The organism is Spirillospora sp. NPDC000708 (genome assembly GCF_040299565.1).
In the GTDB taxonomy this organism is placed as follows: domain Bacteria; phylum Actinomycetota; class Actinomycetes; order Streptosporangiales; family Streptosporangiaceae; genus Spirillospora.
The window spans coordinates 39150-64176 of the sequence record NZ_JBEPCJ010000022.1; the positions used below are offsets into that span (position 1 = coordinate 39150).

26 protein-coding genes and 1 riboswitch are annotated in these 25027 nt (G+C 75.0%); of the genes, 10 read left to right on the forward strand and 16 right to left on the reverse strand.

The features are described from left to right. Positions 1-7: 7 nt before the first annotated feature. From ABT299_RS17955 to ABT299_RS17965, 3 genes are read left to right on the forward strand one after another with little or no spacing between them, the layout of a single operon-like run. The gene (locus ABT299_RS17955; protein WP_433138510.1) at positions 8-811 is read left to right on the forward strand and encodes a LytR/AlgR family response regulator transcription factor; all 804 of its coding nucleotides are present in this window, start codon (positions 8-10) and stop codon (positions 809-811) included. Further along, positions 804-1268, forward strand: coding sequence for a hypothetical protein (locus tag ABT299_RS17960; RefSeq protein ID WP_500251456.1), 465 nt, complete (start codon positions 804-806; stop codon positions 1266-1268). The genes ABT299_RS17955 and ABT299_RS17960 overlap by 8 nt, the downstream gene beginning before the upstream one ends. Beyond that, positions 1265-2983 carry a sodium:solute symporter family transporter gene (locus tag ABT299_RS17965; RefSeq protein WP_500251457.1) on the forward strand — a complete coding sequence of 573 codons (1719 nt, stop codon included), beginning with the start codon at positions 1265-1267 and terminating at the stop codon, positions 2981-2983. Before ABT299_RS17960 ends, ABT299_RS17965 begins: the two co-directional genes overlap by 4 nt. A gap of 678 nt (positions 2984-3661) precedes the next feature. On the opposite strand, the gene ABT299_RS17970 is transcribed toward ABT299_RS17965, so the two are convergent. The 6 genes from ABT299_RS17970 to thiO form a co-directional block, all read right to left on the reverse strand. Further along, on the reverse strand, positions 3662-4522 hold the full coding sequence (locus tag ABT299_RS17970) for a deoxyribonuclease IV (protein ID WP_500251458.1): 861 nt from the start codon (positions 4520-4522) through the stop codon (positions 3662-3664). Between the two features lie 43 nt (positions 4523-4565). Continuing rightward, positions 4566-6506 carry a Stk1 family PASTA domain-containing Ser/Thr kinase gene (pknB, locus tag ABT299_RS17975; RefSeq protein WP_387028961.1) on the reverse strand — a complete coding sequence of 647 codons (1941 nt, stop codon included), beginning with the start codon at positions 6504-6506 and terminating at the stop codon, positions 4566-4568. Positions 6507-6542: 36 nt separating this feature from the next. Further along, on the reverse strand, positions 6543-7520 hold the full coding sequence (locus ABT299_RS17980; RefSeq protein ID WP_500251459.1) for a DMT family transporter: 978 nt from the start codon (positions 7518-7520) through the stop codon (positions 6543-6545). A gap of 160 nt (positions 7521-7680) precedes the next feature. Next, complete coding sequence (locus tag ABT299_RS17985; protein ID WP_500251460.1) at positions 7681-8478, reverse strand: thiazole synthase; 798 nt, start codon at positions 8476-8478, stop codon at positions 7681-7683. Between the two features lie 3 nt (positions 8479-8481). Continuing rightward, complete coding sequence (gene thiS, locus ABT299_RS17990) at positions 8482-8682, reverse strand: sulfur carrier protein ThiS (RefSeq protein ID WP_190861863.1); 201 nt, start codon at positions 8680-8682, stop codon at positions 8482-8484. A 65-nt stretch (positions 8683-8747) separates the two neighbouring features. Then, on the reverse strand, positions 8748-9872 hold the full coding sequence (thiO, locus tag ABT299_RS17995; protein ID WP_190861861.1) for a glycine oxidase ThiO: 1125 nt from the start codon (positions 9870-9872) through the stop codon (positions 8748-8750). Then, positions 9863-9976: riboswitch (TPP riboswitch) on the reverse strand. It overlaps the preceding gene by 10 nt. A 106-nt stretch (positions 9977-10082) precedes the next feature. Here thiO and ABT299_RS18000 point away from each other — a divergent pair. The 4 genes from ABT299_RS18000 to ABT299_RS18015 all read left to right on the forward strand — a co-directional run bounded on the left by ABT299_RS18000 (position 10083) and on the right by ABT299_RS18015 (position 12786). After that, a complete protein-coding gene (locus tag ABT299_RS18000) occupies positions 10083-11330 on the forward strand; it encodes an NAD(P)/FAD-dependent oxidoreductase (RefSeq protein ID WP_500251461.1) in 1248 nt (415 codons plus the stop codon). Positions 11331-11399: 69 nt separating this feature from the next. After that, entirely contained in the window at positions 11400-11783 is a 384-nt protein-coding gene (locus ABT299_RS18005) for an Rv2175c family DNA-binding protein (protein WP_190861857.1), read from the forward strand. 89 nt (positions 11784-11872) lie between these two features. Next, positions 11873-12550: a thiamine phosphate synthase gene (gene thiE / locus ABT299_RS18010; protein ID WP_190861854.1), complete on the forward strand. Its 678-nt coding sequence runs from the start codon at positions 11873-11875 to the stop codon at positions 12548-12550. A 74-nt stretch (positions 12551-12624) separates the two neighbouring features. After that, a complete protein-coding gene (locus ABT299_RS18015; RefSeq protein ID WP_190861852.1) occupies positions 12625-12786 on the forward strand; it encodes a hypothetical protein in 162 nt (53 codons plus the stop codon). 64 nt (positions 12787-12850) lie between these two features. Here ABT299_RS18015 and ABT299_RS18020 read toward each other — a convergent pair whose 3' ends face one another. The 4 genes from ABT299_RS18020 to ABT299_RS18035 form a co-directional block, all read right to left on the reverse strand. After that, on the reverse strand, positions 12851-13975 hold the full coding sequence (locus ABT299_RS18020; RefSeq protein ID WP_500251462.1) for a serine/threonine-protein kinase: 1125 nt from the start codon (positions 13973-13975) through the stop codon (positions 12851-12853). 86 nt (positions 13976-14061) lie between these two features. Further along, positions 14062-16248, reverse strand: coding sequence for a beta-glucosidase (locus ABT299_RS18025; RefSeq protein WP_500251463.1), 2187 nt, complete (start codon positions 16246-16248; stop codon positions 14062-14064). Continuing rightward, positions 16248-16790 carry a carboxymuconolactone decarboxylase family protein gene (locus tag ABT299_RS18030; protein ID WP_190861848.1) on the reverse strand — a complete coding sequence of 181 codons (543 nt, stop codon included), beginning with the start codon at positions 16788-16790 and terminating at the stop codon, positions 16248-16250. Before ABT299_RS18030 ends, ABT299_RS18025 begins: the two co-directional genes overlap by 1 nt. Positions 16791-16865: 75 nt before the next feature. Next, complete coding sequence (locus tag ABT299_RS18035) at positions 16866-17975, reverse strand: polyprenyl synthetase family protein (RefSeq protein WP_500251464.1); 1110 nt, start codon at positions 17973-17975, stop codon at positions 16866-16868. A gap of 193 nt (positions 17976-18168) precedes the next feature. Between ABT299_RS18035 and metF the strand changes: the two genes are divergently transcribed. Beyond that, positions 18169-19104: a methylenetetrahydrofolate reductase [NAD(P)H] gene (gene metF, locus ABT299_RS18040; protein WP_387028978.1), complete on the forward strand. Its 936-nt coding sequence runs from the start codon at positions 18169-18171 to the stop codon at positions 19102-19104. On the opposite strand, the gene ABT299_RS18045 is transcribed toward metF, so the two are convergent. From ABT299_RS18045 to ABT299_RS18065, 5 genes are all read right to left on the reverse strand, one after another. Further along, positions 19041-19643, reverse strand: coding sequence for a GNAT family N-acetyltransferase (locus tag ABT299_RS18045; protein WP_190861843.1), 603 nt, complete (start codon positions 19641-19643; stop codon positions 19041-19043). The two genes, metF and ABT299_RS18045, sit on opposite strands and share 64 nt — an antisense overlap. A 10-nt stretch (positions 19644-19653) precedes the next feature. Next, positions 19654-19986, reverse strand: coding sequence for a hypothetical protein (locus ABT299_RS18050; protein ID WP_208269979.1), 333 nt, complete (start codon positions 19984-19986; stop codon positions 19654-19656). 12 nt (positions 19987-19998) lie between these two features. Next, the gene (locus ABT299_RS18055; RefSeq protein WP_500251465.1) at positions 19999-21000 is read right to left on the reverse strand and encodes a hypothetical protein; all 1002 of its coding nucleotides are present in this window, start codon (positions 20998-21000) and stop codon (positions 19999-20001) included. A gap of 72 nt (positions 21001-21072) precedes the next feature. Next, positions 21073-21423, reverse strand: coding sequence for an arsenate reductase family protein (locus ABT299_RS18060; protein ID WP_190861836.1), 351 nt, complete (start codon positions 21421-21423; stop codon positions 21073-21075). A gap of 10 nt (positions 21424-21433) precedes the next feature. Then, a complete protein-coding gene (locus ABT299_RS18065; RefSeq protein ID WP_190861834.1) occupies positions 21434-21898 on the reverse strand; it encodes a YbaK/EbsC family protein in 465 nt (154 codons plus the stop codon). Between the two features lie 292 nt (positions 21899-22190). Here ABT299_RS18065 and ABT299_RS18070 point away from each other — a divergent pair, with 292 nt between their 5' ends. Next, positions 22191-22667: an SAV_6107 family HEPN domain-containing protein gene (locus ABT299_RS18070; RefSeq protein WP_387028982.1), complete on the forward strand. Its 477-nt coding sequence runs from the start codon at positions 22191-22193 to the stop codon at positions 22665-22667. A 312-nt stretch (positions 22668-22979) separates the two neighbouring features. Here ABT299_RS18070 and ABT299_RS18075 read toward each other — a convergent pair whose 3' ends face one another. Next, on the reverse strand, positions 22980-23684 hold the full coding sequence (locus ABT299_RS18075; RefSeq protein WP_500251466.1) for a GntR family transcriptional regulator: 705 nt from the start codon (positions 23682-23684) through the stop codon (positions 22980-22982). A gap of 103 nt (positions 23685-23787) precedes the next feature. Here ABT299_RS18075 and ABT299_RS18080 point away from each other — a divergent pair, with 103 nt between their 5' ends. After that, positions 23788-24984 (forward strand): CoA transferase, encoded by a 1197-nt coding sequence (locus ABT299_RS18080; RefSeq protein ID WP_500251467.1) that lies wholly within the window; start codon positions 23788-23790, stop codon positions 24982-24984. Positions 24985-25027 lie beyond the last annotated feature (43 nt).

Consider the following 25027-nt stretch of genomic DNA (forward strand, 5'->3'; position numbering starts at 1 on the left):
CGCCACCATGCTGCACGTCCTTGCCGTCGACGATGAGCGCCCCGCCCTGGAGGAACTGGTCCACCTGCTCCGCGAGGACCCGAGGATCGGGAGGGTCACCGGCGCGGAGGACGCCTCGTCCGCGCTGCGCGACCTGAGCCGGATGCTCGTCGAGGGCGAGCGCCTGGACGCGGTGTTCCTGGACATCCGGATGCCCGGGCTCGACGGCCTGGACTTCACCCGGCTGCTGACCGGCTTCGCCGCGCCCCCGCACGTCGTGTTCGTCACCGCGCACGACGACTGCGCCGTCACCGCCTACGAGCTCGGCGCGCTCGACTACCTGCTCAAGCCGGTCCGGCCGGAGCGGCTCGCCGAGGCGGTCCGGCGGGTCGAGCTGGCCGCGTCCCGCACCGGGCCGCAGGGCGAGGACGCCCCCGACGCGGGCGCCGACGACGAGATGATCCCGGTCGAGCTGGGCGGCCGCACCCGGCTGGTGTCGCGGCGGACCGTCACCCACGTCGAGGCGCAGGGCGACTACGTCCGGCTGCACACCGCCGACGGCGGCTACCTGGTGCGGATGCCGCTGACGGCGCTGACGAAGCGGTGGGAGGCCGCCGGGTTCATCCGGATCCACCGCAGCACGCTCGTCGCGTCCGCGCACATCACCGAGCTGCGGTTCGACGGCGGCCGGGCCGCGGTGCAGATCGGCGACGCGCTGCTGCCGGTGAGCCGCCGGCACACCCGCGAGGTCCGCGACCTGCTGGTGCGCCGGTTCCACCACGCGGCGGGCGGCGCGGGCGGCCCGGGGGAGGGTGGCGGCGCCCATGGCTGACCCGCATCCGACGCCCGGCCCGGCCCGGCCGGAGGGCGGCGCGCCGGCGGCGGCCCCCGTGCCCGCCGGCGAGGGCCCGCCCGACTCCGACCCGTCCAGTACCGGCCGCCCCGACTCCGACGCGTCCGACTCCGACCCGTCCGATACCGTCCCGCCCGGGACCGCCGGCGCCCGCGTCCGGTGCGCGCCTGGACGCTACGACACGCGCGCGCTCGTCCGTGCCCAGTTGCGGATCGCCCTGCAGACCGCCGCGATCGTCCTGGCCGTGACCGCGGCGATCCCGGCCCTTCTCGCCCTCGCCCGGGGCCTCGGCGGGATCCGGCCGTTCGGCCTCCCGCCGTCCTGGCTGCTGCCGGTCCTCGGCGTCCAGCCGCTGTGGGTGATCACCGCCCTCGTGCAGCTGCACCGCGCCGAACGCGCCGAGCGCGACCATACGAGGCCGGCGGGCCGGGCGTGACCGCCCCGGCGGCGCCGGCCGCGCTCGCCTCCCTGGCCGCGGTCCTGGCGCTGACCGCGGCCCTCGGCGCGCACGGCCGCCGCTCCGCCCGGACCACCTCCGACTTCCTCGTCGCCTCCCAGGGCGTCACCCCCCTCCGGAACGCCGCCGCGATCGGCGGCGAGTACATCTCCGCCGCGGCCTACCTCGGCACCGCCGGGCTCGTCCTCGCCTACGGCACCGGCACGCTGTGGCTGCCGATCGGCGCCACCGCCGGGCACGTCCTGCTGCTGGCGTTCGTCACCGCCCCGCTGCGCCGCTCCGGCGCCTACACGGTCTCCGACTTCGCCGAGTGGCGGCTCGGGTCCCGGGCCGTCCGCCGCGCCGTCACCTGCTGCGTCTGCTGCGTCGGCTGGTTCTACCTGCTGCCCCAGTTCCAGGGCGCCGGCGTGACCCTGCGGGTGCTGACCGGCGCCCCCGTCTGGACGGGCTGGGCCGTGATCGTCGTCGTGGCGGTCGGCCTCGTCGCGTCCGGCGGCATGCGCGGCATCACCACCGTCCAGGCCGTGCAGTTCTGGATCAAGCTCGCCGCCGTCGCCCTGCCCGCCGTCGCGCTGCTCGCGATCTGGCACGCCGGCGGCGGCGCGGCCCCCGCCGGGGACCGGCCGGCGCGCTTCGAGCGCACCACCCGCGTCCACGTGCACACCGACGTCACCGTGACCGTCCGGCAGGCCGTGACCGTCACCGCCACGGGACGGCTCGACGGCGTCCGCCACGACCGCGCCCCCGTGCCCCTGAGCCCGGGTCCGCACACCGCCGGTCGCGGCACCGAACTCGTGTTCCCGCCCGGCGCCGCCATACCGCACGCCGAACGCCACACCGCCCCCAGCGACGGGATGTGGGCCGTCCCGTCCGGCCCCCCTACCTGGCGCGGCCTCTACACCACCTACTCGACGCTGCTCGGCGTCCTCCTCGGGACGATGGGCCTGCCCCACATCCTGATGCGCTTCTACACGAGCACCTCCGGGCGGGCCGCCCGCCGCACCGCCGCGCTCGTCCCCGGGCTGCTCGCCCTCTTCTACGCCTTCCCGGCCCTCTACGGCACGCTCGGCCGCCTCTACACCCCCGAACTGCTGATGACCGGCGACATCGACGCCACCATCCTGGTGCTGCCGCTCAGGGCCGCGCCCGGCCTGCCCGGCGCGCTGCTCGCAGGGGTCGTCGCCGCCGGCGCGTTCGCCGCGTTCATCTCCACCTCCTGCGGGCTCGTCGTCGCCATCGCCGGGACCGTCACCCAGCGCATGCGGCACCGCGACGGCGTCACCGTGTTCCGGATCGGCGTGGTCCTCGCGCTGGCCGCGCCGCTCGCCGTGCTGCCCGCCATCGGCCCCAGAGACGCCGCCGAGCTCGTCGTCACGGCGCTGTGCGTGTCGGCGTGCTCGCTGTGCCCGCTGCTCGTCCTCGGCATCTGGTGGCGGGGCCTGACCGCCGCCGGCGCCCTCGCCGGACTCGCCGCCGGCGGCGGGCTCTCCGTCGCCGCCGGCGTCGCCCGGCTCGCCTGCGGCCCGCGCGCCGGCTGGACCGCCGCGCTGCTCGCCCAGCCCGCCCTGGTCGTCGCGCCCGCCGCGTTCGCCGTCATGATCACGGCGTCGCTGCTCACCCGCCGCCGCGTGCCCCGCCGCACCGACGGCGCCATGGCCCGGCTGCACCTCCCCGAGCCCGCCGCCGCCCGCTGAGCGCTCGCGGAGACGGCCGCCGCGCCGGGCCGTGATTTTCCCACAGGACCGCTCACCGTCGTGTGGACCGTTCCTACATGCCGGCCCGTCCGCTCGTCCCGCGAAACCGACCGCTCACCGCGCGACTACCCTCCGCATAACTCTGACTACTAACCGTTTACCGAGCCTTGTGTTTCCAGGGTGCCGATCGGAGGCATCGGACCTCTAGTGTTCTCAGTGGCACCACACGCCACACCGCTTCGGAGGAGCGGGCGGACGGACCGGACGGCATCCCCGTCCACCACCGCGAAACCTCCCACAACAGCAAACCCGGAGATCCGGCGGGCGCCAGTCGAACGCCGGATCGTGAGTCGCCGGGTCCCGTACCGGGGGGGTGGGACCCGACGACCTGTGGCTCGGGCGTCGTCGAACAGTCGGGGGGTTGTTCGGCGACGCCCGAGTCCTATTCATTGCTTCGCCCTTGGCGTCAGGCGCTGGAGCGCCTTCCTTCGGCGGGCGAAGCGGCGATCGCAGCATCGCTTCGACTCGCCCTGGGGGCTCGCTTCGCGATCGGATTCTCGCAAGCTCGAATCCGGCTTCGCACGCGATCGCAACGTGGCGGTCGCCGCCGGTCGGGGTTACGGACGATCGCCTGGCGGTCCGTTGTGGCCGATCTTCCGGTTGAGCTCCCGGTCGCGGTCAGGGCTGGTCGCCGGCTCTGAGGCGCTTGAGGGTCGCGATGTCCTTGCCGTGCGGTTCAGGGGCGCGGCCGGGGGTCTCGATGATGAACGGGACGCCGGCCACGGCGGGGTGCCGGAAGAGGTCGGCGAAGGGCTGCTCGCCGATCCGCCCCGCGCCGATGTTCTCGTGCCGGTCCTTGGCGGAGCCGCAGGCGTCCTTGGAGTCGTTGGCGTGGACGAGCTTGAGGCGGCCCTCGCCGACGGTGGCGACCAGGGCGTCCATGGTGTCCTTGACGCCGCCGGGCGCGGCGAGGTCGTGGCCCGCGGCGAACGCGTGGCAGGTGTCGAAGCAGACGCCGAGCTTCGGGTGGTGGTCGAGGCGGTCGAAGAACGCGCCGAGGTCCTGGACCTTGGCGCACAGCATCTTGCCCTGGCCCGCCATCGGCTCCAGGAGGAGGTCGGGGCCGTCCTCGGGGATCTCCTCCAGCAGCGGCAGCACGTGCTCGCGGACCTGCGCCATGGCCGCGTCGTAGCTCTGGCTGACGGCGGAGCCGGTGTGGACGACCACGCCGCGGGCGCCGATCGCGCGGCCGCGGACGAGGGAGTGCCGGACGGTCGCGATCGACTTGGCGAGGGTCTCCTCGCTGGGCGAGCCGAAGTTGACCAGGTAGGGGGCGTGCACGTAGACGGCGACGTCGGTGCGCGCCAGGAGCTTGGCGTCCTCGGCGGGCCTGCCCTCGGGCAGCGCCCACCCGCGCGGGTTGGCGACGAAGACCTGGATCGCCTCGGCGCCGATCTCGGCGGCGTACTTCAGGCCGCCGGTGGCGAGCCCGCCGGCCACGGGAACGTGCGCCCCGATGGGGCTCTGCGGTGCGGTCATAGGCCGTTCAGCCTAGCCGCCGGATCCGACCGTCCGGACCCGGTCAGGGGCCCTTGACCAGGGTGATGGTGGAGCCGCGCGGGGCCTCGCCGCTGTTCGGGCTCTGGAACCGGACGGTGTTCCCGCCGAACCCGGTGACATTGACGTTGAAGCCGGAGTCCCGGAGGGCCTTCCTGGCGTCGGCGACGCTGCGGCCGGTCATGTTGGGGACGGGGATGTTCTGCTGGGGGTCGCCGTCGTTGCAGCCGAAGTGGATGGGGCCCGCGTCCACGATGCAGTCGCGCTTGTTGACGACGATGGTGACGTCGTCGCCGCTCGACACGCCGGTGCCCTCCGCCGGGTCCTGGCTGACCACGGTGTTCGCGGGCTTACCGTCGACCTTCTTCTTCTCCACGGTGACGTTCAGGCCCATGGAGCGCAGCTGGTTGGCGGCGGTGTCGCCGTCGGTGCCGACGACGTTCGGCATGGACATGCCGCTGCTGACGATGATGTCGACCGGCTTGTCGGGGGACTGCTTCTCGCCCGCGTCCGGGTCGGTGCCGACGACCTTGTCCTTGCCGACCCGCTGCGACGGGGTCGTGCTGGTCCTGCCGATCGTGAAGCCCTTGTTCTGCAGGGTCCGCTTCGCGTCGTCGAGGGACTTGCCGGACACGTCCGGGACCTCGCGGGGGGTGATGCCCTTCGACGGGGTCAGCGTGACGGTCTGGCCCTTGGCGATGCGGGCGCCGGCGGGCGGGTCGCTCTTGGCGACCATGCCCTTGTGGACGTGGTCGTCGTACACGGCGGTGGCGACGCGGACGTCCAGCCCGGCGTGGTCGAGCTCGCGCTGGGCGTCCGCGACCTTCATCCCGATGATCTGGGAGGGGATGTGGTCGTACTGGCCGGACGTCTGGTACCAGACGGCCCAGCCGAGGACCACGGCGGCGATGGCGCCGATGGCGATCAGCACGTACTTGCCGGTGAGCGCGCCGAGCGCCCGGTCGGCGCGGGAGCGCGGCGCGTACCCGGAGGGGAGGGTCTCGGGCGCGCTCCTCGGGTCGAGGACGGCGGTGTGCCCCTGCGGCGGGGCGGCGGGCGGTGTCTCCAGCACGCTGGTGGCGGTGCGGGACGCCTCCTCCATGCGGCGGTCGAAGTCGCGCGGCAGGCCGCCGAAGACCTCGGCGACCTCCGCCAGGTACTGGTTGGCGTCCTGGGGGCGGCGGGCCGGGTCGTGGCTGGTGGCGTCGGTGACCAGCTCGTCCACCCGCTGCGGGATGCCGGGCACGACGCTGGACGGCGGCGGGACGACCTCGTTGACGTGCTTGTAGGCGACGGCGAGGGGCGTGTCGGCCTGGTGGGGGAGCCGGCCGGTGAGCAGCTCGAACAGCATGATCCCGGCGGCGTAGACGTCGGAGCGGACGTCGGCGGTGCCCTGCAGCACCTGCTCGGGCGCGAGGTAGCCGACCGTGCCGATGATCATGCCGGTCTTGGTCATCTTGCTCGCGCTCTCCGCGCGGGCGAGGCCGAAGTCGGCGACCTTGATGGTGCCGTCCTCGCAGATCAGCACGTTCTCCGGCTTGACGTCGCGGTGCACGAGGCCGGCCCGGTGCGCGGCGCCGAGCGCCGCGAGGACGGGCTGCATGATCTCCAGGGCGGCGCGCGGGCCGAGCCGGCCGAGCTCGGTGAGCGCGTCGCGCAGCGTCCGGCCCGGGACGTACTCCATCACCAGGAAGACGTGCTCGCCGTCGGAGCGCTGGTCGTACACGGCGACGACGTTGGGGTGCGAGAGCGCCGCGGCGGCCTTGGCCTCGCCGATGAAGCGGGCGACGAAGTCCTCGTCGGAGGCGAGCCCGGCGTGCATCACCTTGATCGCGATCGTGCGGTCCAGCCGGAGGTCGCGGGCCACGTACACGGTGGCCATGCCGCCGCGCGCGATCCGGGACTCAATGCGGTAGCGCCCGTCGAGCACCTGCCCGACGAGTGGATCTGCAACCGACGTGTCCATCGAGGCGAGTTTACGGGCGAATGACGGATGTTCTCATCAGTCGTGAGTATGAGCATCGATGAGCCGCGGGTCGGACGCGGGCGCGGGCGGGTCCGCCGCGGCGGCGGCCGGGCGGCCGCGGCGCAGGCCGCGGGTGCTGCGGGAGACGGCGACGCCGGCGAGGCACAGGGCGCCGCCGCCGAGCGTGATCAGGCCGGGGACCTCGTCGAGGAACAGCCACGACATCGCGACCACGAGCGCGGGCGCGGCGTAGGTGGTGGCGCCCATCTTCCCGGCGGACGTCCGGGCCAGCGCGTAGCCCCAGGTGGTGAAGGCGATCGCGGTCGGGAAGACGCCGAGGTACACCATGTTCAGGGTGGCGGCGGCCGGGGCGTCGGCGGCCTGCGAGACCAGCTGCGGCGCGAACGGCAGGCAGACGACCGCGCCGATCGCGCAGGCCCAGGTGGTGAACTGCAGCGGCGTCGCGTGCCGCAGCGCCGGCTTCTGGCTGACGACGCCGAACGCGTACGTCACGGCGGCGACGAGGCACAGCAGCACGCCGCCGACCGACGCGCCCCCGTCGCCCGACATCGACAGCCCGACGATCGCGGCGCCCGCGAACGACACCGCCATGCCGGCCAGCAGCCGCGGCGCGAAGCCCTCCTTCAGCAGCCAGCCGCCGAGCAGCGCGATGAGGATCGGGCCGATGTTGACCACGAGGGCCGCCGTGCCGGCGTCCACGAGGCGCTCGCCCCAGTTCAGCGCGACCATGTAGGCGCCGAACCACAGCACGCCCGCCGCGGCGATGCCGGGCCAGGCGCCCCTCGGCGGCAGGCCCTCGCGGCGGACCAGGCAGATGACGGCGAGCACGACGGTCCCGGAGAGGAGCCGGCCGAGGGCCAGCGCGCCGGGGCCGTACTCCGCGCCTGCGCTGCGGATCGCGACGAACGCCGAGGCCCACAGCACGACCGTGACGGCCGCCGCGGCGACGGCGAGCCGGTCGACGCCCGTTCGCCGGGCACTGCCCTGTTGCATGTGACGCACCTTAGGTTCGGGACGCTTCCATGAACACCGAAGGGTGCGGCGCGGTTGCGGGCGGCCCGTCCGGTGGACGCCCTCCAGTCTGTGGACGTCCACCGTTCAGGTCCAGCGAATATTTCTACATCCGAAGCTTTAGCTCGGCTTCAATGAGCTCTCAGGACGACGCGAGGCCCTCGAACGGCGAGGACGCCTGGGCGTAGCGGCGCTTGGGGATACGGCCCGCGAGCCGGGCGAGCCGCCCGGCCTCGACGGCGTGCCGCATCGCCGCGGCCATCCGGGCGGGCGACTGCGCGCGGGTGACGGCGGTCGCCAGCAGCACCGCGTCGCAGCCGAGCTCCATCGCCAGCGCGGCGTCGGACGCGGTGCCGAGCCCCGCGTCCAGGATCACCGGGACCTCCGCCCGCTCGACGATCAGCTCGATGTTGTGCGGGTTGCGGATGCCGAGCCCCGACCCGATCGGCGAGCCCAGCGGCATCACCGCCGCGCAGCCGAGCTGCTCCAGCCGGTGCGCGAGCACGGGGTCGTCGTTGGTGTAGGGCAGGACGGCGAAGCCGTCGTCGACGAGCTGCTCGGCGGCCTCCACCAGCTCGATCGGGTCCGGCAGCAGCGTCCGCTCGTCCGCGATCACCTCCAGCTTGACCCAGTTCGTGCCGAGCGCCTCGCGCGCCATCTTCGCGGTCAGCACGGCCTCGCCCGCGGTGAAGCAGCCCGCGGTGTTCGGCAGCACCCGGATGCCGCACTCGCCCAGGACGTCCAGCACCGAGCCGCGCGCCGACGGGTCCACCCGCCGCATCGCGACCGTGGTGAGCGCCGTCCCCGACGCGGTCAGCGCCTCGCGCAGCACGTGCATGCTCGGCGCCCCGCCGGTGCCCATGATCAGCCGGGAGCCGATCTCCTCGCCGGCGATCACCAGGGCGTCGGCGGCGGCGTCGTTCGTCGTGTCCCGTGTCACCGGTCAGCCTCCCTGCACCGCGGTCAGCACCTCGAGGCGGTCCGCCTCGCGCAGCGTCGTCGCCTCCCACGCCGAGCGCCGGACGACCTCGTCGTTCAGCGCGGCCGCCACGCCGGACGCGGCGGTGGTGACGGCCGCGACCGCCTGCGCCACGGACGCGCCGTCCGGCAGCTCGCGCGGCTCTCCGTTCACGATGATCCTCATCACTGCACGACCTTCATCACTGCACGACCTTCGTCACTGCGGCCCGCATCACTGCGCGGCCTTCCTCACTGCGGTCCGGGGGAGAAGCGGGCGGGGGAGAACGGGGCGGCCACCTCGGGCACGGGGCCGTCCAGCAGCATCGCCGCGAGGGCGTCGGCGCTGACCGGCGCCAGCAGGATGCCGTTGCGGAAGTGGCCGGTGCCGAGGTAGAGGCCGGGCAGCGCGGTGGGGCCCATCAGCGGGGCGTTGTCCGGGGAACCGGGCCGCAGGCCCGCGGTGACCTCGGCGAACTCCAGCTCGGTGAGGCCGGGCAGCAGCTCGCGGGCGTCCCGCAGCAGCTCCCAGAGGCCGCCCGCGGTGACCCGCGTGTCGAAGCCCAGCTCCTCCTGCGTGGCGCCGATGACGATCTCGCCGTCCGCGCGCGGCACCAGGTAGACCGACGAGCCCTTCACCAGGCCGCGGGTGGTGCGCCGCAGGAACGGCACCGGCGTGCGGAGCCTGATCACCTGGCCCTTGACGGGGCGGACGGGTGGAACGGTCCCGGCGGGCAGGCCCGCCAGGTCGCCCGACCAGGGCCCGGCGGCCAGCAGCACCCGGTCCGCGCGGATCTCGGCGCCGTCGTCCAGCCGGACCCCGGCGGCCGCGTCGCGCTCGACCAGCAGGCCCTCCGCGCGCCGCCGCACCAGCCGGACGCCCAGCCGCTCGCCCGCCGCCAGCAGCGCCGGGGCGAGCCGGCGCGGGTCGACCGAGCCGTCCTCGGGCGCGAGCAGGCCGCCGCGCACCCCGGGCGCCAGCATCGGCTCGGCCCTGCGGCACTCGCGGCCGGTGAGGGCCTCGACGGGGATGCCGAGGCTCTCCTGGAAGGCGCGCAGGTCGTCCAGGAGCTTCAGGTCGTCGGCGTCGAACGCGACCTGGAGCGTCCCGTCGTCGCGGTAGCCGGTGTCCAGGCCGGTGGCCTCGGCCAGCTCGGCGGCGAACGCGCCGTAGCGGTCGCGGGAGGCGAGGCCGAGCCGCAGCAGCGGCTCCTCGCCGTAGCTCAGCTCGCTGACGGGGGTCAGCATGCCCGCGGCGACCGACGAGGCGCCGCTCGCGGGCGCCGGGTCGACCAGGGTGACGGCGGCGCCGCCCTGCGCGGCCCGCCAGGCGGTGGCCAGGCCGATGACCCCGGCCCCGATGATCACGATCCGCAATGCGCGCTCCCTTCGCCGGCATGATCCGGATCAGGTCGTGGCGGTCGGCGGCCCGCTCAGCCGCCCTCTCAGCCCGGTCGCACCGGACTCCCGCGCTCTGTTGTGTTGTGCACGTGCCGCTATGCCCCACCATACGGCCAACACCCCGAATGCACCTGTCTGGACACCCGTCCAAAAGCGCTCCGGCGGCCCCGGTTAGGGTGGGCGCCCATGAACAGGGTCATCGTCGTGGGCGGCGGGCTGGCGGGCGTGCGGGCCGCCGAGGCACTGAGGAGCAAGGGGTACGAGGGCGAGCTGACCCTCGTCTCGGCGGAGCGGCACATGCCGTACGACCGGCCGCCGCTGTCCAAGGCGGTGCTGGCGGGCGACTCCGACGACACCACCGTGGACGCCGACTGGGACGCGCTCCGCTGCGAGCTGCTGCTCGGCGAGCGCGCCACCGCGCTGCGCCTCGACGCGCCGGGCCGTGACGGCCGGGGCGGCGGCACCGTCGCGACCACCGCCGGCGACCTGCCCTTCGACGGCCTGGTCATCGCCACCGGCGCCGAGCCCGTCACGCTGCCCGGGGACGGCCGCCAGCACGTCCTGCGCACCATCGACGACTCCCGCGACCTGCGCGGACGCCTCACCGAGGGCGCCCGGATCGTGATCGTCGGCGCGGGCTGGATCGGCGCCGAGGTCGCCACCACCGCGGCGAAGAAGGGCTGCGCCGTCACCGTCGTCGAGGCCGCCGACACCCCGCTCGCGGTCGCGCTCGGCCAGGAGATCGGCGCGCTCACCATCCCCTGGTACGCCGAGGCGGGCGTCGAGCTGCGCACCGGCGTCAAGGTCGCCGCGGTCGAGCACGGCGGCCTCGCCCTCGCCGGCCCCGGCGGCGGCCCCGGCGGCGGCGAGCGGATCGCCGCCGACGAGGTCGTCGTCGGGATCGGCGTCCGGCCCGCGCTCGGCTGGCTGGAGGGCTCCGGCCTGCTGCTGGAGCGCGGCGTCGTCACCGACGGCTCGTTCCGGGCCGTGGCGGACGACGAGGCCGGCACCGTCCGCACCGACGTCGTCGCGGTCGGCGACTGCGCCGCATGGTGGTCGGACCGGTACGGCAGGCGGCTCCTCGTCGAGCACTGGGACACCGCCCTCAACGCCCCCGACGTCGCCGCGGCGGCCCTGCTCGGCCAGGACGCGGTCTACGACGCCGCCCCCTACTTCTGGTCCGAGCAGTTCGGCCGGATGGTGCAGTACGCCGGGCACCACGCGCGGTCCGAGCGGCTCGTCCACCGCGGCGACCCGTCCGGCCGCAAGTGGGCGGTGGCGTGGCTGACCGGCGACCGGCTCGACGCGATCCTGACCGTGGACAGCCCGCGCGACCTGGTGCAGGCCAGGCGGGTGATCGCGGCCGGGACGCCGGTGGATCCGGAGGCGATCGCGGACCCGGACGTGCCCGTCCGCCAGGCCGTTCGCCGGTAGCGGAACCCGACCGCCGGTAACGGCGGCCGGGTGGGTTTGAGGCTTCCGAAGGCGTGGTAGCAAGGGGGCGTGACCCAGACGCACGCAACCGTTGACAGCGCACTGGACCCCCGCACCGACGCCCTCGCCGGCGACTGGCTCTCCCTCCGGGAGGCGGCGGAGCGGCTCGGCATCAAGACCAGCCGGATCAAGCAGCTCATCAGCGAGCGCAAGCTGCTGTCGGTCCGCCGCGACGGCGAGCCGATGGTGCCGGCGGCGTTCATCCGGGAGGGCCAGGTCATCAAGGGCCTGTCCGGCACCCTGACGCTGCTGTCGGACGCCGGCTTCGACGAGGTCGAGACCCTCCGCTGGCTGTTCACCGCCGACGACACGCTGCCCGGTACGCCCGTCCAGGCGCTGAGCGAGAACCGGGGGACCGAGGTGCGGCGACGCGCCCAGGCCCTGGCATTCTGACCCGAACCGACCGAGCGGACCGGCCGCGGGGTCACGCCGCCGCGCGTGGCCCCGCGCCGCATGCCCACCGAAAGGAAACCGCCCCCACCGTGTCCAGGCACATCCCGACCGAACGGGCCGTGGCGCTGCGCGCCCGGCTCAGCCGCGCCCGCCTCTACCTCTGCACGGACGCGAGGGAGCGGCAGGGGGACCTTCCCGCGTTCCTGGACGCGGCGCTCGGCAACGGCGTCGACATCGTCCAGCTGCGCCAGAAGGGCCTGGAGGCCCGGCAGGAGATGGCCTACCTGGAGGTGTTCCGGGCGGCGTGCGAGCGGCACGGGGCGCTGCTGGCGGTCAACGACCGCGCCGACGTCGCCCGCGCGGTCGGCGCCGACGTGCTGCACCTCGGGCAGGACGACCTGCCGGTGCCGGCCGCCCGCGAGATCGTCGGCGGGGACGTGCTGATCGGCCGGTCCACGCACTCCGACGAGCAGGCGTCCGCGGCGTCCGCCGAGCCGGGCGTGGACTACTTCTGCGCGGGCCCGGTGTGGCCCACGCCGACCAAGCCGGGACGCCACGCGCCCGGCGCGAAGCTGCTGGAGTACGTGGCGGCGCAGCGCCAGCCCCGCCCGTGGTTCGCGATCGGCGGCATCGACCTCGGCAACCTCGGCGAGGTGCTGGACGCGGGCGCCGAGCGCGTCGTGGTGGTCCGGGCGATCACCGAGGCCGACGACCCGGGCGCCGCGGCCGCCGAGTTCGCCCGCCGCCTCCCCGCCCCCGCCGCCTGAGCCGGGCGGGCGCGAGTTCCGGGCGACGGGGATCACGGTGCGGGCGGTCCCGCCGATGACCGACAATGGGGATCATGAGCGTGGGACCCGACGACGACCGGCCGGTCGACCTGGGCGACGACCTGGAGATCCTGCCGGACCAGACCGCCGACGACACCGACACCGGCTGGGGCGAGTGGCGCGGCGGCGGCGATGACGACGCGCGGCTGCTCGAGGAGCGCCCCCCGCACTGGTGATCACCGGTCCCGGTGAGCGCGGGCCAGGTGAGTGCCGTGCCGGTGGGCGCCGGCGGGTCCGCCGCTAGAACAGCACGCCGAGCACGAACCCGGCGATGATCACCGCGGCGAGCGCCAGCATCATCCGCCACCGGTAGCGCGGGATGCGGGTGGGCCGCGGCTTCGGCGCGGGCCCCTGCCCCTCGCGCAGCGCGCGGACGAGCTGCGGCGCGGTCGGCCGGGCCGCCGGGTTCTTGTCGAGGCAGCGGGCGGCCAGCTCGCGCAGCGGCCCCTCCATGTCGCCGAGGTCGGGCGGCCGGGACGTCACCCGCCGCATCACCGCGGCGCTCGGCCCGCTGCCGAACGGCGGCCGGCCCGTCGCGGCGAACACCATCGCGGCGCCCCAGGCGAACACGTCGGCGGGCGGCCCGACCGGCTCGTCCTCGATCTGCTCGGGCGCCATGTAGCCGGGGGTGCCGACCGGGCTCGTGGTGAGCGGCTCGGTGCGGGCCAGCGCGTCGGCGGCGCGCGCGATGCCGAAGTCGATCACCTTGGCGCCGTCCGGGCCCAGCACCACGTTGGCGGGCTTGAAGTCGCGGTGCACGATCCCCGCGCGGTGGATCGCGGCGAGCGCGCCGGCGGTGCGCAGCGCCACCTTGCGCAGCTGCGGGGCCGGCAGCGGCCCGTCCTCGTCGACGACCCGCTGCAGCGGCGGCCCCTCGACGAACTCGCTGACGATGTAGGGGCGGTCGCCGGTGACGTCGGCGTCCAGCACCCGCGCGGTGTGCCGCCCGGCGACCTTCCGCGCGGCCTCCGCCTCCTTGACGAACCGGCTGCGCGCCCGCTGCCCGGCGTCCAGGCCGCCGCGCAGCACCTTGACCGTGACCAGGCGGTCGCCACCGTCGCGGCCCAGGTAGACCACGCCCTGGCCGCCCTCGCCGAGCCGCCCGAGCAGCCGGTAGCCGCCGATGCTGCGCGGGTCGCCGGGGCGCAGCGGCCGCTCGTGCCGGCGGCCCTTGCCCTGGCGCGGGGCGGGCCGCTTGCCGGCCGTTCCCGCCGCCGGGCCGGGCTGGCCGGGGCGCGGCTTGGCCGGGCGGCCGTGGGGCTGGCCCGCGCGTCCCTGCCCGGAACGGGCCTGCTGGCCGTTGCGGGACGGGGCGGGGCGCCCGGTGTGGGGGTTCGTCCTCCCGCGGGAGGTGTCGTGCGGCAAGGGGGGACTCCGACTCGGCGGGGACGGACGAAGATTTCCTCATTTGTACCGTGTCACGCCGGAGCGGGGCAGCGGAACCCCGATCTTTACTTCGCGGCGCACGTCCCGAAGCTCCCGGTCTGCTGGATGTCGCGCTCGGAGCCGCCGACCATCGCCTTGTAGCAGCCGCCCGCCACCTTCCACGCCTTCGCGTCCTGGTTCCAGTACGCCAGGGACCGCGAGGTCAGCGGGAACGTGACGCGCTTGCTCTGGCCCGGGGCCAGGGCGACCTTGGCATAGCCCTTGAGCTGCCTGGGCGGCTGCGGGACGTCCACGCCGGCGGAGGGAAGCCCCAGGTACAGCTGCGGGACGGCGGTGCCCGCGCGTGCGCCGGTGTTCGTCACCGTGACCTGCACCGACGTGGACGACGCGGCCAGCCCGCTGTAGCGGAACGTCGTGTACGACAGGCCGTGCCCGAAGGGGAACGCCGGCGTGAGGCCCTTGGCGTCGTAGTGCCGGTAGCCGACCATGACGCCCTCGGAGAACGTGACGGTCTTGTTCACGCCGGGGAACTGCGACGGGTTCCCGGCGAGGGGCGCGTCGCCCTCGGCGGCGGGGAAGGTGACGGGCAGCCGCCCGCCCGGGTCCACGTCGCCGTACAGGACGCGGGCCAGCGCGTTCCCGCCCTCCTGGCCCGGGTACCACGCCTCGATGATGCCCTTGACCTGGTTCCGCCAGGGGGTCAGCACGGGGCCGCCGGTCTCCAGCACGACGATCGTGTTGGGGTTGGCCTTGGCGACGGCGCCGATCAGCCCGTCCTGGTCGCCGCGCAGCGGTTCGCCGCACCGGAGCGTCAGGCAGGAGCGGTCGAAGAACTCGCCCTCGCTGTCGGTGGCGAACACGATCGCGACGTCGGCCTTGCGGGCGGCGTCGGCGGCGGCGCCCGCGTCGTCGCCGTCGTTGTAGCTGATCCGCGTGCCGGAGCCGGCGCGGCGGGCGATGCCGTCCTGCGCGCCGACGGACGTGAACGGCACGACGTTCGCCGACCCCGTCCCGCTCTGGCTCTGCCGCGCGGCCCGCCCGATCAGCGCGATCGACGAGGGCGACTTCAGCGGCAGGATCCCGCCCGCGTTGCGCAGCAGCGTGATGCCGCCCTCCGCGATGCTCCGCGCGGCGGTCTCGCTCGGCGTCCGGTCGATCGCGGCGAGGTCGTTCGGGTACGCCTGCCGGTCGAACACCCCGAACGCGAACATCGTCCGCAGCACGTTGCGGACGTGCCCGTCGATCGTCGCCTGCGTGACCTTCTTCTGCGCGACCGCCGTCTTGAGCAGGAGCGCGTTGTACTTCATGCCGATCGGCAGTTCCATGTCGACCCCGCCGTTGGCGGCGGCCGCGGTGTCCTGCACGGCGGTGTGGTCGGACGGCACGAACCCCTTGAAGCCCCACTCCGACCGGAGGACCTTGTTGAGCGCGCCGTCGTCCTGGCAGGCCCACCGCCCGTTCAGCCTGCCGAACCCGCACATGACGGTCGCCGCGCCGCCCTCCTTCACCGCCGCCTCGAACGGCGGCAGGTAGACCTCCCGCAGCGTCCTCGGGTCGACCTTCATGTCCAGCGACAGCCGGTCGCTCTCCTGGGTGTAGACGGCCATGTGCTTGACCGACGCCATCACGCCCTGCGCCTGCGCGCCGCGGATCCACGCGGCCCCGAGCCCGGACGACAGGTAGGGGTCCTCGCCGAAGCCCTCGAACGCGCGGCCGTTGCGCGGCGCGCGCAGCACGTCCACGGTCGGCCCGAAGATCAGGTCGTTGCCGCGGTGCCGGGCCTCCCACCCGACCGTCCCGCCGTACAGCCGCGCCGCGGCCGGGTCGAACCCGGCGGCCAGCGCGATCGGCGCGGGCAGCCGGGTGGCCTTGCCCTGCCGGACGCCCGCCGGGCCGTCGGCCATGTAGAGGGGCGGGACGCCGAGGCGCGGGATCCCGCTGTTGGTGTCGGCGTGCGCGGTGTCGATGAACCCGCCGAGGGGGCCGCCGAGCGGGTCGTCCGACGCGAGCATCGCGATCTTCTCGTCGTCGGTCATCCTCGCCATCAGCAGCGCGGTCCGCCTGTCCGGGCCGAGGGCGGTGTCGCACCAGGGCCGCTGGGCCGGGTCGCCGCACCGGGTCTGCGCGGCCTGCGCGGCCTGCGCGGCCTGTGCCGGGGCCGCCGCGGACGGCGCGGCCGCGAGCGCGAGCGCGGACACCAGCGCCCCCGCGGCCGGCGTCCACCGTCCCGCCCGTCCTCCGGGGCGCCGCATCAGTGCCCCTCCTCGTCCTGGACCTGCAGCGCGTTCAGCGCGAACGCGACCATGTGGTAGTGCCCGACGAGCATCACCAGCTCGATCAGCTCCTGCTCCCCGAACCGGGTCGACAGCGCCGTCCACGTCGCGTCGGTGAGGGTGCTGCGCTCGTTCAGCTCGTCCGCCGCCGTCAGCACCATCAGGTCGTCGTCGGACCAGCCGTGGTCGTCGAGCGGCAGCCGCAGCGCCGCGACCTCGGCCTCGGTGAGGCCCGCGGCGAGCGCGAGCCGGCGGTGGTGCCCCCACTCGTAGGCGCAGTCCCGCAGGTGCGCCGTCCGCATGATGGCCAGCTCCCGGTCGCGGTCGCCGAGCAGGCCCTTCATCAGCAGCGCGGTGCCGAGCCCGATCCAGCTGCGGAACAGCTTCGGGTGGCGGCCGAGCGTGGTGAGGACGTTCAGCGGGCCGATCGACGCGGTGGCGGCCCGCAGCGTGTCGTCCCACTCCGCCTCGGGGAGCGGGGCGACGCGCGGCGCGCGGTTCCCCGGGATGTCTGCGCACATGGCGACATTTCTGCCACCAAATGGTGGGATGGTGCTACCCCACCAGCCTCACTTTGCCAATTCGTTGCCTTCGGATCACGTGCGGCGCGCGGTGGCGGCGATCGCGAGCTCGGCGAGCGCCTCGCGCGCCTCCTCGGCGATCGGCGCGCCGGCCAGCGCCCGGCCCACCTCGTCCAGGTAGCCGTCGATCATCGCCTCGCAGGCCGCCAGGCCGCCGGTCTCCTCGATGATCGCGCGCGCCTCGTCCACGCCGGGGCGGTCCAGCGCCGGGTCGCCGAGCCGCCGCTCCAGCGCCGCCGCCTGCGCCGGGGTGGCGCGCTCCAGCGTGAGCGCGACCAGCACCGTCCGCTTGCCCTCGCGCAGGTCGTCGCCCGCGGGCTTGCCGGTCTCGGCCGGGTCGCCGAACACGCCGAGCACGTCGTCGCGCAGCTGGAAGGCGATGCCGAGCGGCAGGCCGTAGCCGGTGAGCGCGGCGGTCACCCGCGGGTCCGCGCCGGCCAGCGCGGCGCCGAGGTGCAGCGGCCGCTCGATCGTGTACTTGGCGCTCTTGAACTCCACCACCCGCAGCGCCGTCTCCGCCGACGCCCCGCCGCGGGTGCCCTCGAGCATGTCGAGGTACTGGCCGCACATGACCTCGGTGCGCATCAGGTCGTAGACGGCCCGGCCGCGGGCGCGCCGCTCCTCGTCCAGCCCGCACGTCTCGAACATCTCGCCCGACCAGGCCAGGCACAGGTCGCCCAGCAGGATCGCGGTGCCGGCGCCGAACGGCTCGGCGGCGCCCGGCCAGCCGTGCGCGCGGTGCAGCGCCTCGAATCGGCGGTGCACCGACGGCTGCCCGCGCCGGGTGTCGCTGGAGTCCATCACGTCGTCGTGGATCAGCGCGCTCGCCTGGAGCAGTTCCAGGGACGCCGCCGCGCGCACGATGCCGGGGTCGTCGACGCCGCCGCCGGCCGCGCGCCAGCCCCAGTAGCCGAACGCCGGGCGCAGCCGCTTGCCGCCCGCCAGCAGCGCGTCCAGCGCCGACATCAGCGGCGCGAGGTCGTCGCTGATGGCCAGCAGGCCGGGGCGCTGGCGGTCGACGAAGGCCAGCAGCGCCTCGTCGACCTCCTTGCGGACGCGGCTCCAGGACGAGTGGAGCGAGCCGGGGGATGCGATGGGTCGTCCTCCCGCGGGCAGGCTTGGCATGCCCGTGATCGTATCCAGCCGGATGGATTCCACCGGCCAGCCATTGAGCGATATGTCAGTACATCCTAGGAAATTGAGGCATTACGGTGGTGCGGACGTGTGCAGGATCACGCGTAACGGACGCGGGTGCCCCGGGCGGCCGCGCGCCCGCACGGGCCGGGGCCCGCGCCGGGCCCCACTGTAGGCTTGGGGGATGCGACCCGTACGTCCCGACCGGCCCCCGACCGTCCGCGAGCTGCTGGCCTCGGGCGAGCGGTCCTTCTCCTTCGAGTTCTTCCCGCCCAAGACCGACAAGGGCGCCCGGAACCTGTGGCGTACGATCCGCGAGCTGGAGCCCCTCCACCCGACGTTCGTGTCGGTCACCTACGGGGCGGGCGGCGGCACCCGCGACACGACCGTCGACATCGTCGAGCGCATCGCCACCGACACCACCCTCACCCCGGTCGCGCACTTCACCGCCGTGAACCACTCCCAGGCCGAGCTGCGCAACCTCATCGGCCGGTTCGCCGCCGCCGGCGTCCGCAACGTGCTCGCGCTGCGCGGCGACCCGCCCGGCGACCCGATGGGGGAGTGGGTCAAGCACCCCGAGGGCGTCGAGTACGCCGCCGAACTCGTCCGCATGATCCGCTCCTACGGCGACTTCAGCGTCGGCGTCGCCGCGTTCCCGTACAAGCACCCGCGCTCGCCCGACATCGAGAGCGACACCCGCTACTTCGTCGAGAAGTGCCGCGCCGGGGCCGACTACGCCATCACCCAGATGTTCTTCCGCGCCGAGGACTACCTGCGGCTGCGCGACCGCGTCGCGGCCGCCGCCTGCGCGACGCCGATCATCCCCGGCATCATGCCGGTCACCAGGTACAGCACCATCGAGCGGTCCGAGCAGCTGTCCGGCGCCCCGTTCCCGCCCGAGGTCCGGGCCCGCTTCGACGCCGTCGCCGACGACCCCGAGGCGGTGCGGCGGCTCGGCATCGAGCACGCCGCCGAGCTCTGCCGCGAGCTGCTCGACCAGGGCGCGCCCGGCATCCACTTCATCACCTTCAACCAGTCGACCGCGACGCGCGAGGTCTACGGGCTGCTGGAGGCCGGCGGGTACGGCGCCAAGGGCAGCGTCCCGCCCATGACCGCGTAGCGGGGGCCGCCGCCGGGGAACTCGAAGTCGGTCAGCAGGTCCACCATGCCGACCGAGCGGTACAGGTGCCGGGCCGGGGTCTCGGGCCGCCTGTCCAGCGTCGACAGCACGACCGTCCGCTCCGGGCGGCCCTCGCACAGCGCGGTCAGCAGCGCGCGGCCGAGGCCCCGGCCCTGCGCCTGCGGGTGCACGTGCAGCTCCGCCACCTCGAACGACTCGTCCATCCACGTCGCGGCGTGCGCCTCGCCGCCGAGGTCGATGAGCGCCTGGTACACCACGTCGTGCCACCACTGCCCGCGCGCCCCGCGGAACCCGTAGGCGAACCCGTGGACCGGGCCGGGCAGGCCGGGCAGGGCGCCGCGCCGCTCCGCGACGAACGCGCGGAACGACGGGTAGGCCGCGTGCCGCTCCATGATCGTGTGCCGGCCCGGCAGCTGCTCGTCCGGCGGCTCCATCGCGGCCCGGTACACCTCGAGCATCGGGTTGAGCCGGCGCAGGAAGGCGCGTTGGTCGATCTCGCGCAGCTTCGGGTCCCTCACCCGACAGAGACTAGACCCGAGGGGTGGTCCGCTGCGTGGACGACAGACGGTCGTAGATGTCCCAGAGGATCCGGTCGGCCGCCTTCTGCAGCGTCCCGCGCTGCGAATCGAGCCGCCCGCCCCACTGGCGCGCCTCCGGGCCCAGCCACGCGTCGGTCGAGCCGAGCGTCCGCACCGGCGCGTCCAGGGCCCGCCGGACCTGGTCGATGCTGCCGTAGGCGTCGGCGTACGCGTGGTACAGCCGCTCGTACTCGGGGTTCGGCTGCTCCGTCGGCGACAGCTCGGCGGCCGCCGCGGCGGTGTACGGCGGAGGCAGGCTCCCTGGAGGCGGTGGAGCGGCCATGGCTACCTCACATCAGGCGACGTTGCTCGGTGTGCTCTGCGGCTGCGGTGCTGCGCCGTTCTGGGGCGGTGCGTTCTGCGGGGCCGGTGCGTTCTGCGGCGCCGGTGCGTTCTGCGGGGGTGGTGCGTTCTGCGGGGCCGGTGCGCCGGCCGGCGCGCCCTGCCCGCCGGACGGGGCTCCCTCGGCATGCGTCCGGGCGTCCAGATGCAGCTTGACCAGTGCCTCGCGGGTCCTGGCGCTCAGGTTCGCCTCGGTGACGACCCGCACCGCCGCCGGACGCACCCCGGCGCGGTCGGCCTCGGCCAGGTACGCGCGCAGCCACTTCACGTCCATCGCCAGATGGTGGCTGGACGTGCCGAGCGACTCCCGGACCGTCTTCAGCCGCGCCGCGTCGCCGTGCGCCGCCTCGACCAGGTGCGCCGCGCCCGCCGGGCCGAGCCGCGCGTACAGCGTCTCGGTGTAGTCCGGGTCCCCGGCGTCGGCCGTCAGCCGCTTCCACACCGCGTCCGGGACGGCCTTCCCGCCCTGGACGGCGGCGATGACGGCCAGCGCGTCCACCCTGGCCGCCTTCTGCGCCGCCGGACGGTCCGGGTACCCGCCGAGGTCGCCGGCGCCCCGCGGCGTCGGGGCGGCCTTGTGCACCGGCGCCGTCCGGGCCGGCGGGCGCACCGGACGGGGCGTCCCGCCCGGGGACCCGCCGGTCCGCTTCGGCGCCGGCGCGGGCCGCGGCACGGGCGGGGCGTCCACCCCGCCGCCCGGGTCGGGGTGGGTGACCGCGAAGTTGTACCGCCGCGTCAGCATCCCGAGCTGGCCGGAGACCCAGTGCGCCACCTGGTCGGCCTGCCGGTACCCGGCCTGCGAGACCCCGGCCGGCGGGCGGTGCCCGTTCAGCCAGCCCGAGATCGCGGCCTGCGCGTCCCGCAGCTGCCGGATCACCTGGTCGAGCGCGGGCGGGTCGATGCCCCGGAAGTCCGGGTCGCGCGCGGCCGGGCCGGTGCGCATCTGCGCCGTCATCGCCCCTCCCGGACGTCACTCATCGTCGGCGTGGAACGCCGCAGCGTTCCGATCCCCAGAATCACACCCGCATCAGCGGCTGTCGAGGGCCTTCTTGACCGAGTCGGGGTCGCGCGCCACCACGGCCTCCTCGCCCGTCAGCACGATCGGCCGCTGGATCAGCACCGGGTTCGCCACCATGATCTCGATCCACCGCGCGCGGTCGTGCTCGAGGTCCTTCAGGCCCAGCTCCTTGGCGACGGGCTCGCCGAGGCGCGCCACGTCCCACGGCTCCGCGCCGATGCGCTTCAGCACCGCGTCCAGCTCGCCGGCCGTCGGCGGCTCGTCCAGGTAGCGCCGCTCGGTGTACTCCACGCCCGCCTCGTCCAGCGCGGCCTTGGCCGCGCGGCTCTTCGAGCAGCGCGGGTTGTGCCAGATCTCCATGGTCAGCCTCTCAACCCACCTCGGCCGGGTCGCCCCCGGTGATCCTCAGCAGCTCCTCGTAGGTGGTCGGGAAGACCGTGTGCGGATGCCCGCCCGCCGCCCACACCTCGTCGTACTTGTCCAGCCACACGTCCACGAGCGTGCGGATCGGGGCCGGGTGCCCGACCGGCGCGACCCCGCCGATCGGCTGCCCGGTCGCCTCCCGGACGAACTCGGGCGTCGCCCGCCGCACCTTCTCCGCGCCCACCAGCAGCGCGACCTTGCCGGTGTCGACCCGGTGCGCGCCGCTCGTCATGACCAGCAGCGGCGCCCCGTCGGCGTCGAACACCAGGCTGTTGGCGATCGCGCCGACCTCGCAGCCGAGCTGGTCCGCCGCCGCCTGCGCGGTGCGGGCCGAGTCCGGCAGCTCGACGATCTCTCCGGCCGCGCCGTGCCCGCGCAGCGCGGCGGCGACCCGTTCGACATTCGGATGCATGCCAGCACCCTACGGTGCTCCGGGTCGTCCGGCCCCCCGTTCGCCTGCGCGAACGCCCGCGCGGACGCCTCCGGCCTGCGGAAAGCGACACCCGTTCGAACACGTTGACGAATCGGCGGGCGGGCGCTTTACTGTGAGTGCGTCGAACTTATGTTCGATGTGGTGCGGGACTCGCGGCCCGCACCAGGGCGACGTCCCCGACCGGCGCAGCGGTGGCCGGCGGGACGGACGGCCGGGCGGAGTGAGGGGAAGCTCTCCGCCCGGCCGGCCCGAGCCCCGGAAGGAGGCAGTCATGTCCGCAACGACGACCTCGCACGGAGTCCACTCCGCCGCCCAGGCCGCACCGGGCCCGCGCCACCGCGCGCTGCCCGCGCCGCGCCCGGCGCACACGGCGGTCGGCCAGCTGCACGCCGCCCGCATGGGCCTCGCCGAAGCGGCCGAGGCCACCTCGCCCGCCGTCCGCTACGTCTGCGCCCACCTCGCCGCGCTGCGCGCCGCCGCGGCGGTGCTGGCGTCCAAGGAGCCCCTGGAGACCCACCGCCGCGGGCGGCCGCGCAGCGTCTGGGTGCTGCTGCCCGAGGCCGAGCCCGCACTGCGCGAATGGGCCGCGTTCTTCGCCGCCGGCGCCGACAAGCGCGCCGCCGCCGAGGCCGGCCTCCCGCGCGCCGTCACCCCGCGCGAGGCCGAGGAGCTCCTCCACGACGCCGAGGTCTTCGTCACCCTCGTCGAGGACACCCTCGGCGTCACCAGCCAGCCGACGTTGTATTGATTGCATTGCCCTTGGCGTCAGGTCGCTAGACGGCCTTCCTTCGGCGGGCAATGCGGTGCGATCGCAGCATCGCTCCGACTCGCCCTGGGGGCTCGCTGCGCGATCAAGTTCTCGCAAGCTCGAACTTGGCTTCGCACGCGATCGCGACGGTTCGGGTCGGCGCGTGGTCGGGGAGACGGCTGGGCGCCGTACGCCCCTAGCCGGACTACGGGCTCCCCGGCCGGCCGCGTCGGCGGAGGGCGCCTCTGAGCTGGCCGCGCCGGTGCCGGTCGCGAATCCCCCCGAGCCGACCGGCGCCGGCGCGGTCCCGTCTCAGGGGGCGTCCGCCAGGACGCCCTCGGCGCGGAGGTGGTCGATCAGCAGGCGCCCGATGTGGCGGATGTGCCCGGCCATCGCCGCGCGGGCGGCCTCCGCGTCGCGGGCGCGCAGGGCGTCGAAGACGGCGGAGTGGTCGTGCGCGGACGCCTCCGCCCAGCCCTCGATCCGGCCGAAGAAGCCCAGCGGGACGTAGTGCACGGTCAGCGCCAGCAGCGTCGTCATCCGCGACGAGCCGGAGGACCGGTTGATCGTCCGGTGGATCTCGTGGTTGAGGCGGTCGACGAGGTCGGCGTCCCGGTCGCGGGCGGCGGCCTCCAGCCGCGCCTGGACCTGCTCGAGCCGCTCGATCTCCGCGCTCTCCAGCGCGGTGGCGGCACGGGCGGCCAGCTCCCCGGCGATGTGCGCCTGCACCTCGAACAGGTCGCCGACGTCCCGCTCGGTGAGCGGCAGCACCCGGAAGCCGCGGCGCGGCTCCCAGCGGACCGCGCCCTCGCTGTGCAGGATCATCAGCGCCTCCCGCACCGGGGTCGCGCTGATGCCGAGCTCGGCGGCGAGGTGCTCGGTGCGGAGGTAGCCGGGCGCCCGCAGGGCGCCGATCATGATGGCCTCGCGGACGTGCGCGGCGACCATCTCGCTGAGCTGGTGCCTGCCGCGCATCGCGGGGAGGCGTCCCGCGGCCGGTGCCGGGCCGGCGGACATGACCTGCGCACCCCCGCTCGCCGCGTGTCCGGAACGAGCCGAGCATACCGCCGGCGGCCGGCCGGACGGGGGACCCGCAAGGCGCTCATGCATACTCTATAGAATGCAGAGTGACGTGACGCCGCCGCTCGCGGGGCTGCGGGTGATCGAGCTGTCCAGCTTCGTCGCCTCGCCGCTCGGCGGGATGACCCTCGCCCAGCTCGGCGCCGACGTGATCCGGGTCGACCAGATCGGCGGCGGCCCCGACATCGACCGGTGGCCGCTCGCCCCGTCCGGCCGCAGCCTGTACTGGGCCGGCCTGAACAAGAGCAAGCGGTCGCTCACGGCCGACCTGCGGTCCGCCGAGGGGCGCGCGCTCGTCGCGCGGCTGGCCGCCGAGGCCGGCGTGGTGCTGACGAACGCGCCGCCGCGCGACGGCCTCACGTACGAGGCGCTGCGCGAGCTGCGGCCCGACCTGATCCATGTGCAACTGCTCGGGACGCGTGAGGGCGGCAACGCCGTGGACTACACGGTGAACGCCGCGGTCGGCCTCCCGTCGCTCACCGGGCCGTCGGGGAGCGCCGAGCCGTCCAACCACGTGCTGCCCGCCTGGGACGTCGCGTGCGGGCTGTACCTCGCGATCGGGCTGCTGGCCGCCGAGCGGCACCGGCTGCGCACCGGCGAGGGGACGCGGCTGCGGGTCGCGCTGTCCGACGTCGCCCTCGCCACCGCCGGCAACCTCGGCATGCTCGCCGAGGCGCAGCTCGGGCAGGTCCGGCCGCGGCTCGGCAACCACCTGTTCGGCGACTTCGGCCGCGACTTCGCCACCGCCGACGGGCGCGTCATGGTCGCCGTCCTCACCGCCCGCCACTGGCGCGACCTGGTCGCCGCCACCGGCCTCACCGAGGTCGCGGACGCGCTGGAGCGCGCGCTCGGCGCCGACTTCCGCACCGCGGGCGACCGCTACACCTACCGGGACGCGCTCGGCGGCGTCCTCGCGCCGTGGTTCGCGTCCCGGACGTGCGCCGAGGTCGAGGACGGCCTGAAGGACACCTCCGTGCTGTGCTCCCGCTACCGCGACCTCGCCGAGGTCGCCGCCGGCCTGCACGACGAACCGATCATGGGCGAGATCGACCAGCCGGGCATCGGCCGCCACCTGGCCCCAGCGTCCCCGCTGCGGCTGGGCGACGGCGCCCCCGCCCCGGCGCCCGCCCCGGAGCTGGGGCGGCACACCGGCGAGATCCTCCGCGACGTCCTGGGCGTCCCCGGCGAGGAGGTGGAGGCCCTGCGCGCTCGCGGCATCGCCGGCGAACCCCGGTGACCGCGTTCGGATGACCTGCTTTGCGGTCCTTTCGGGTGGTTGT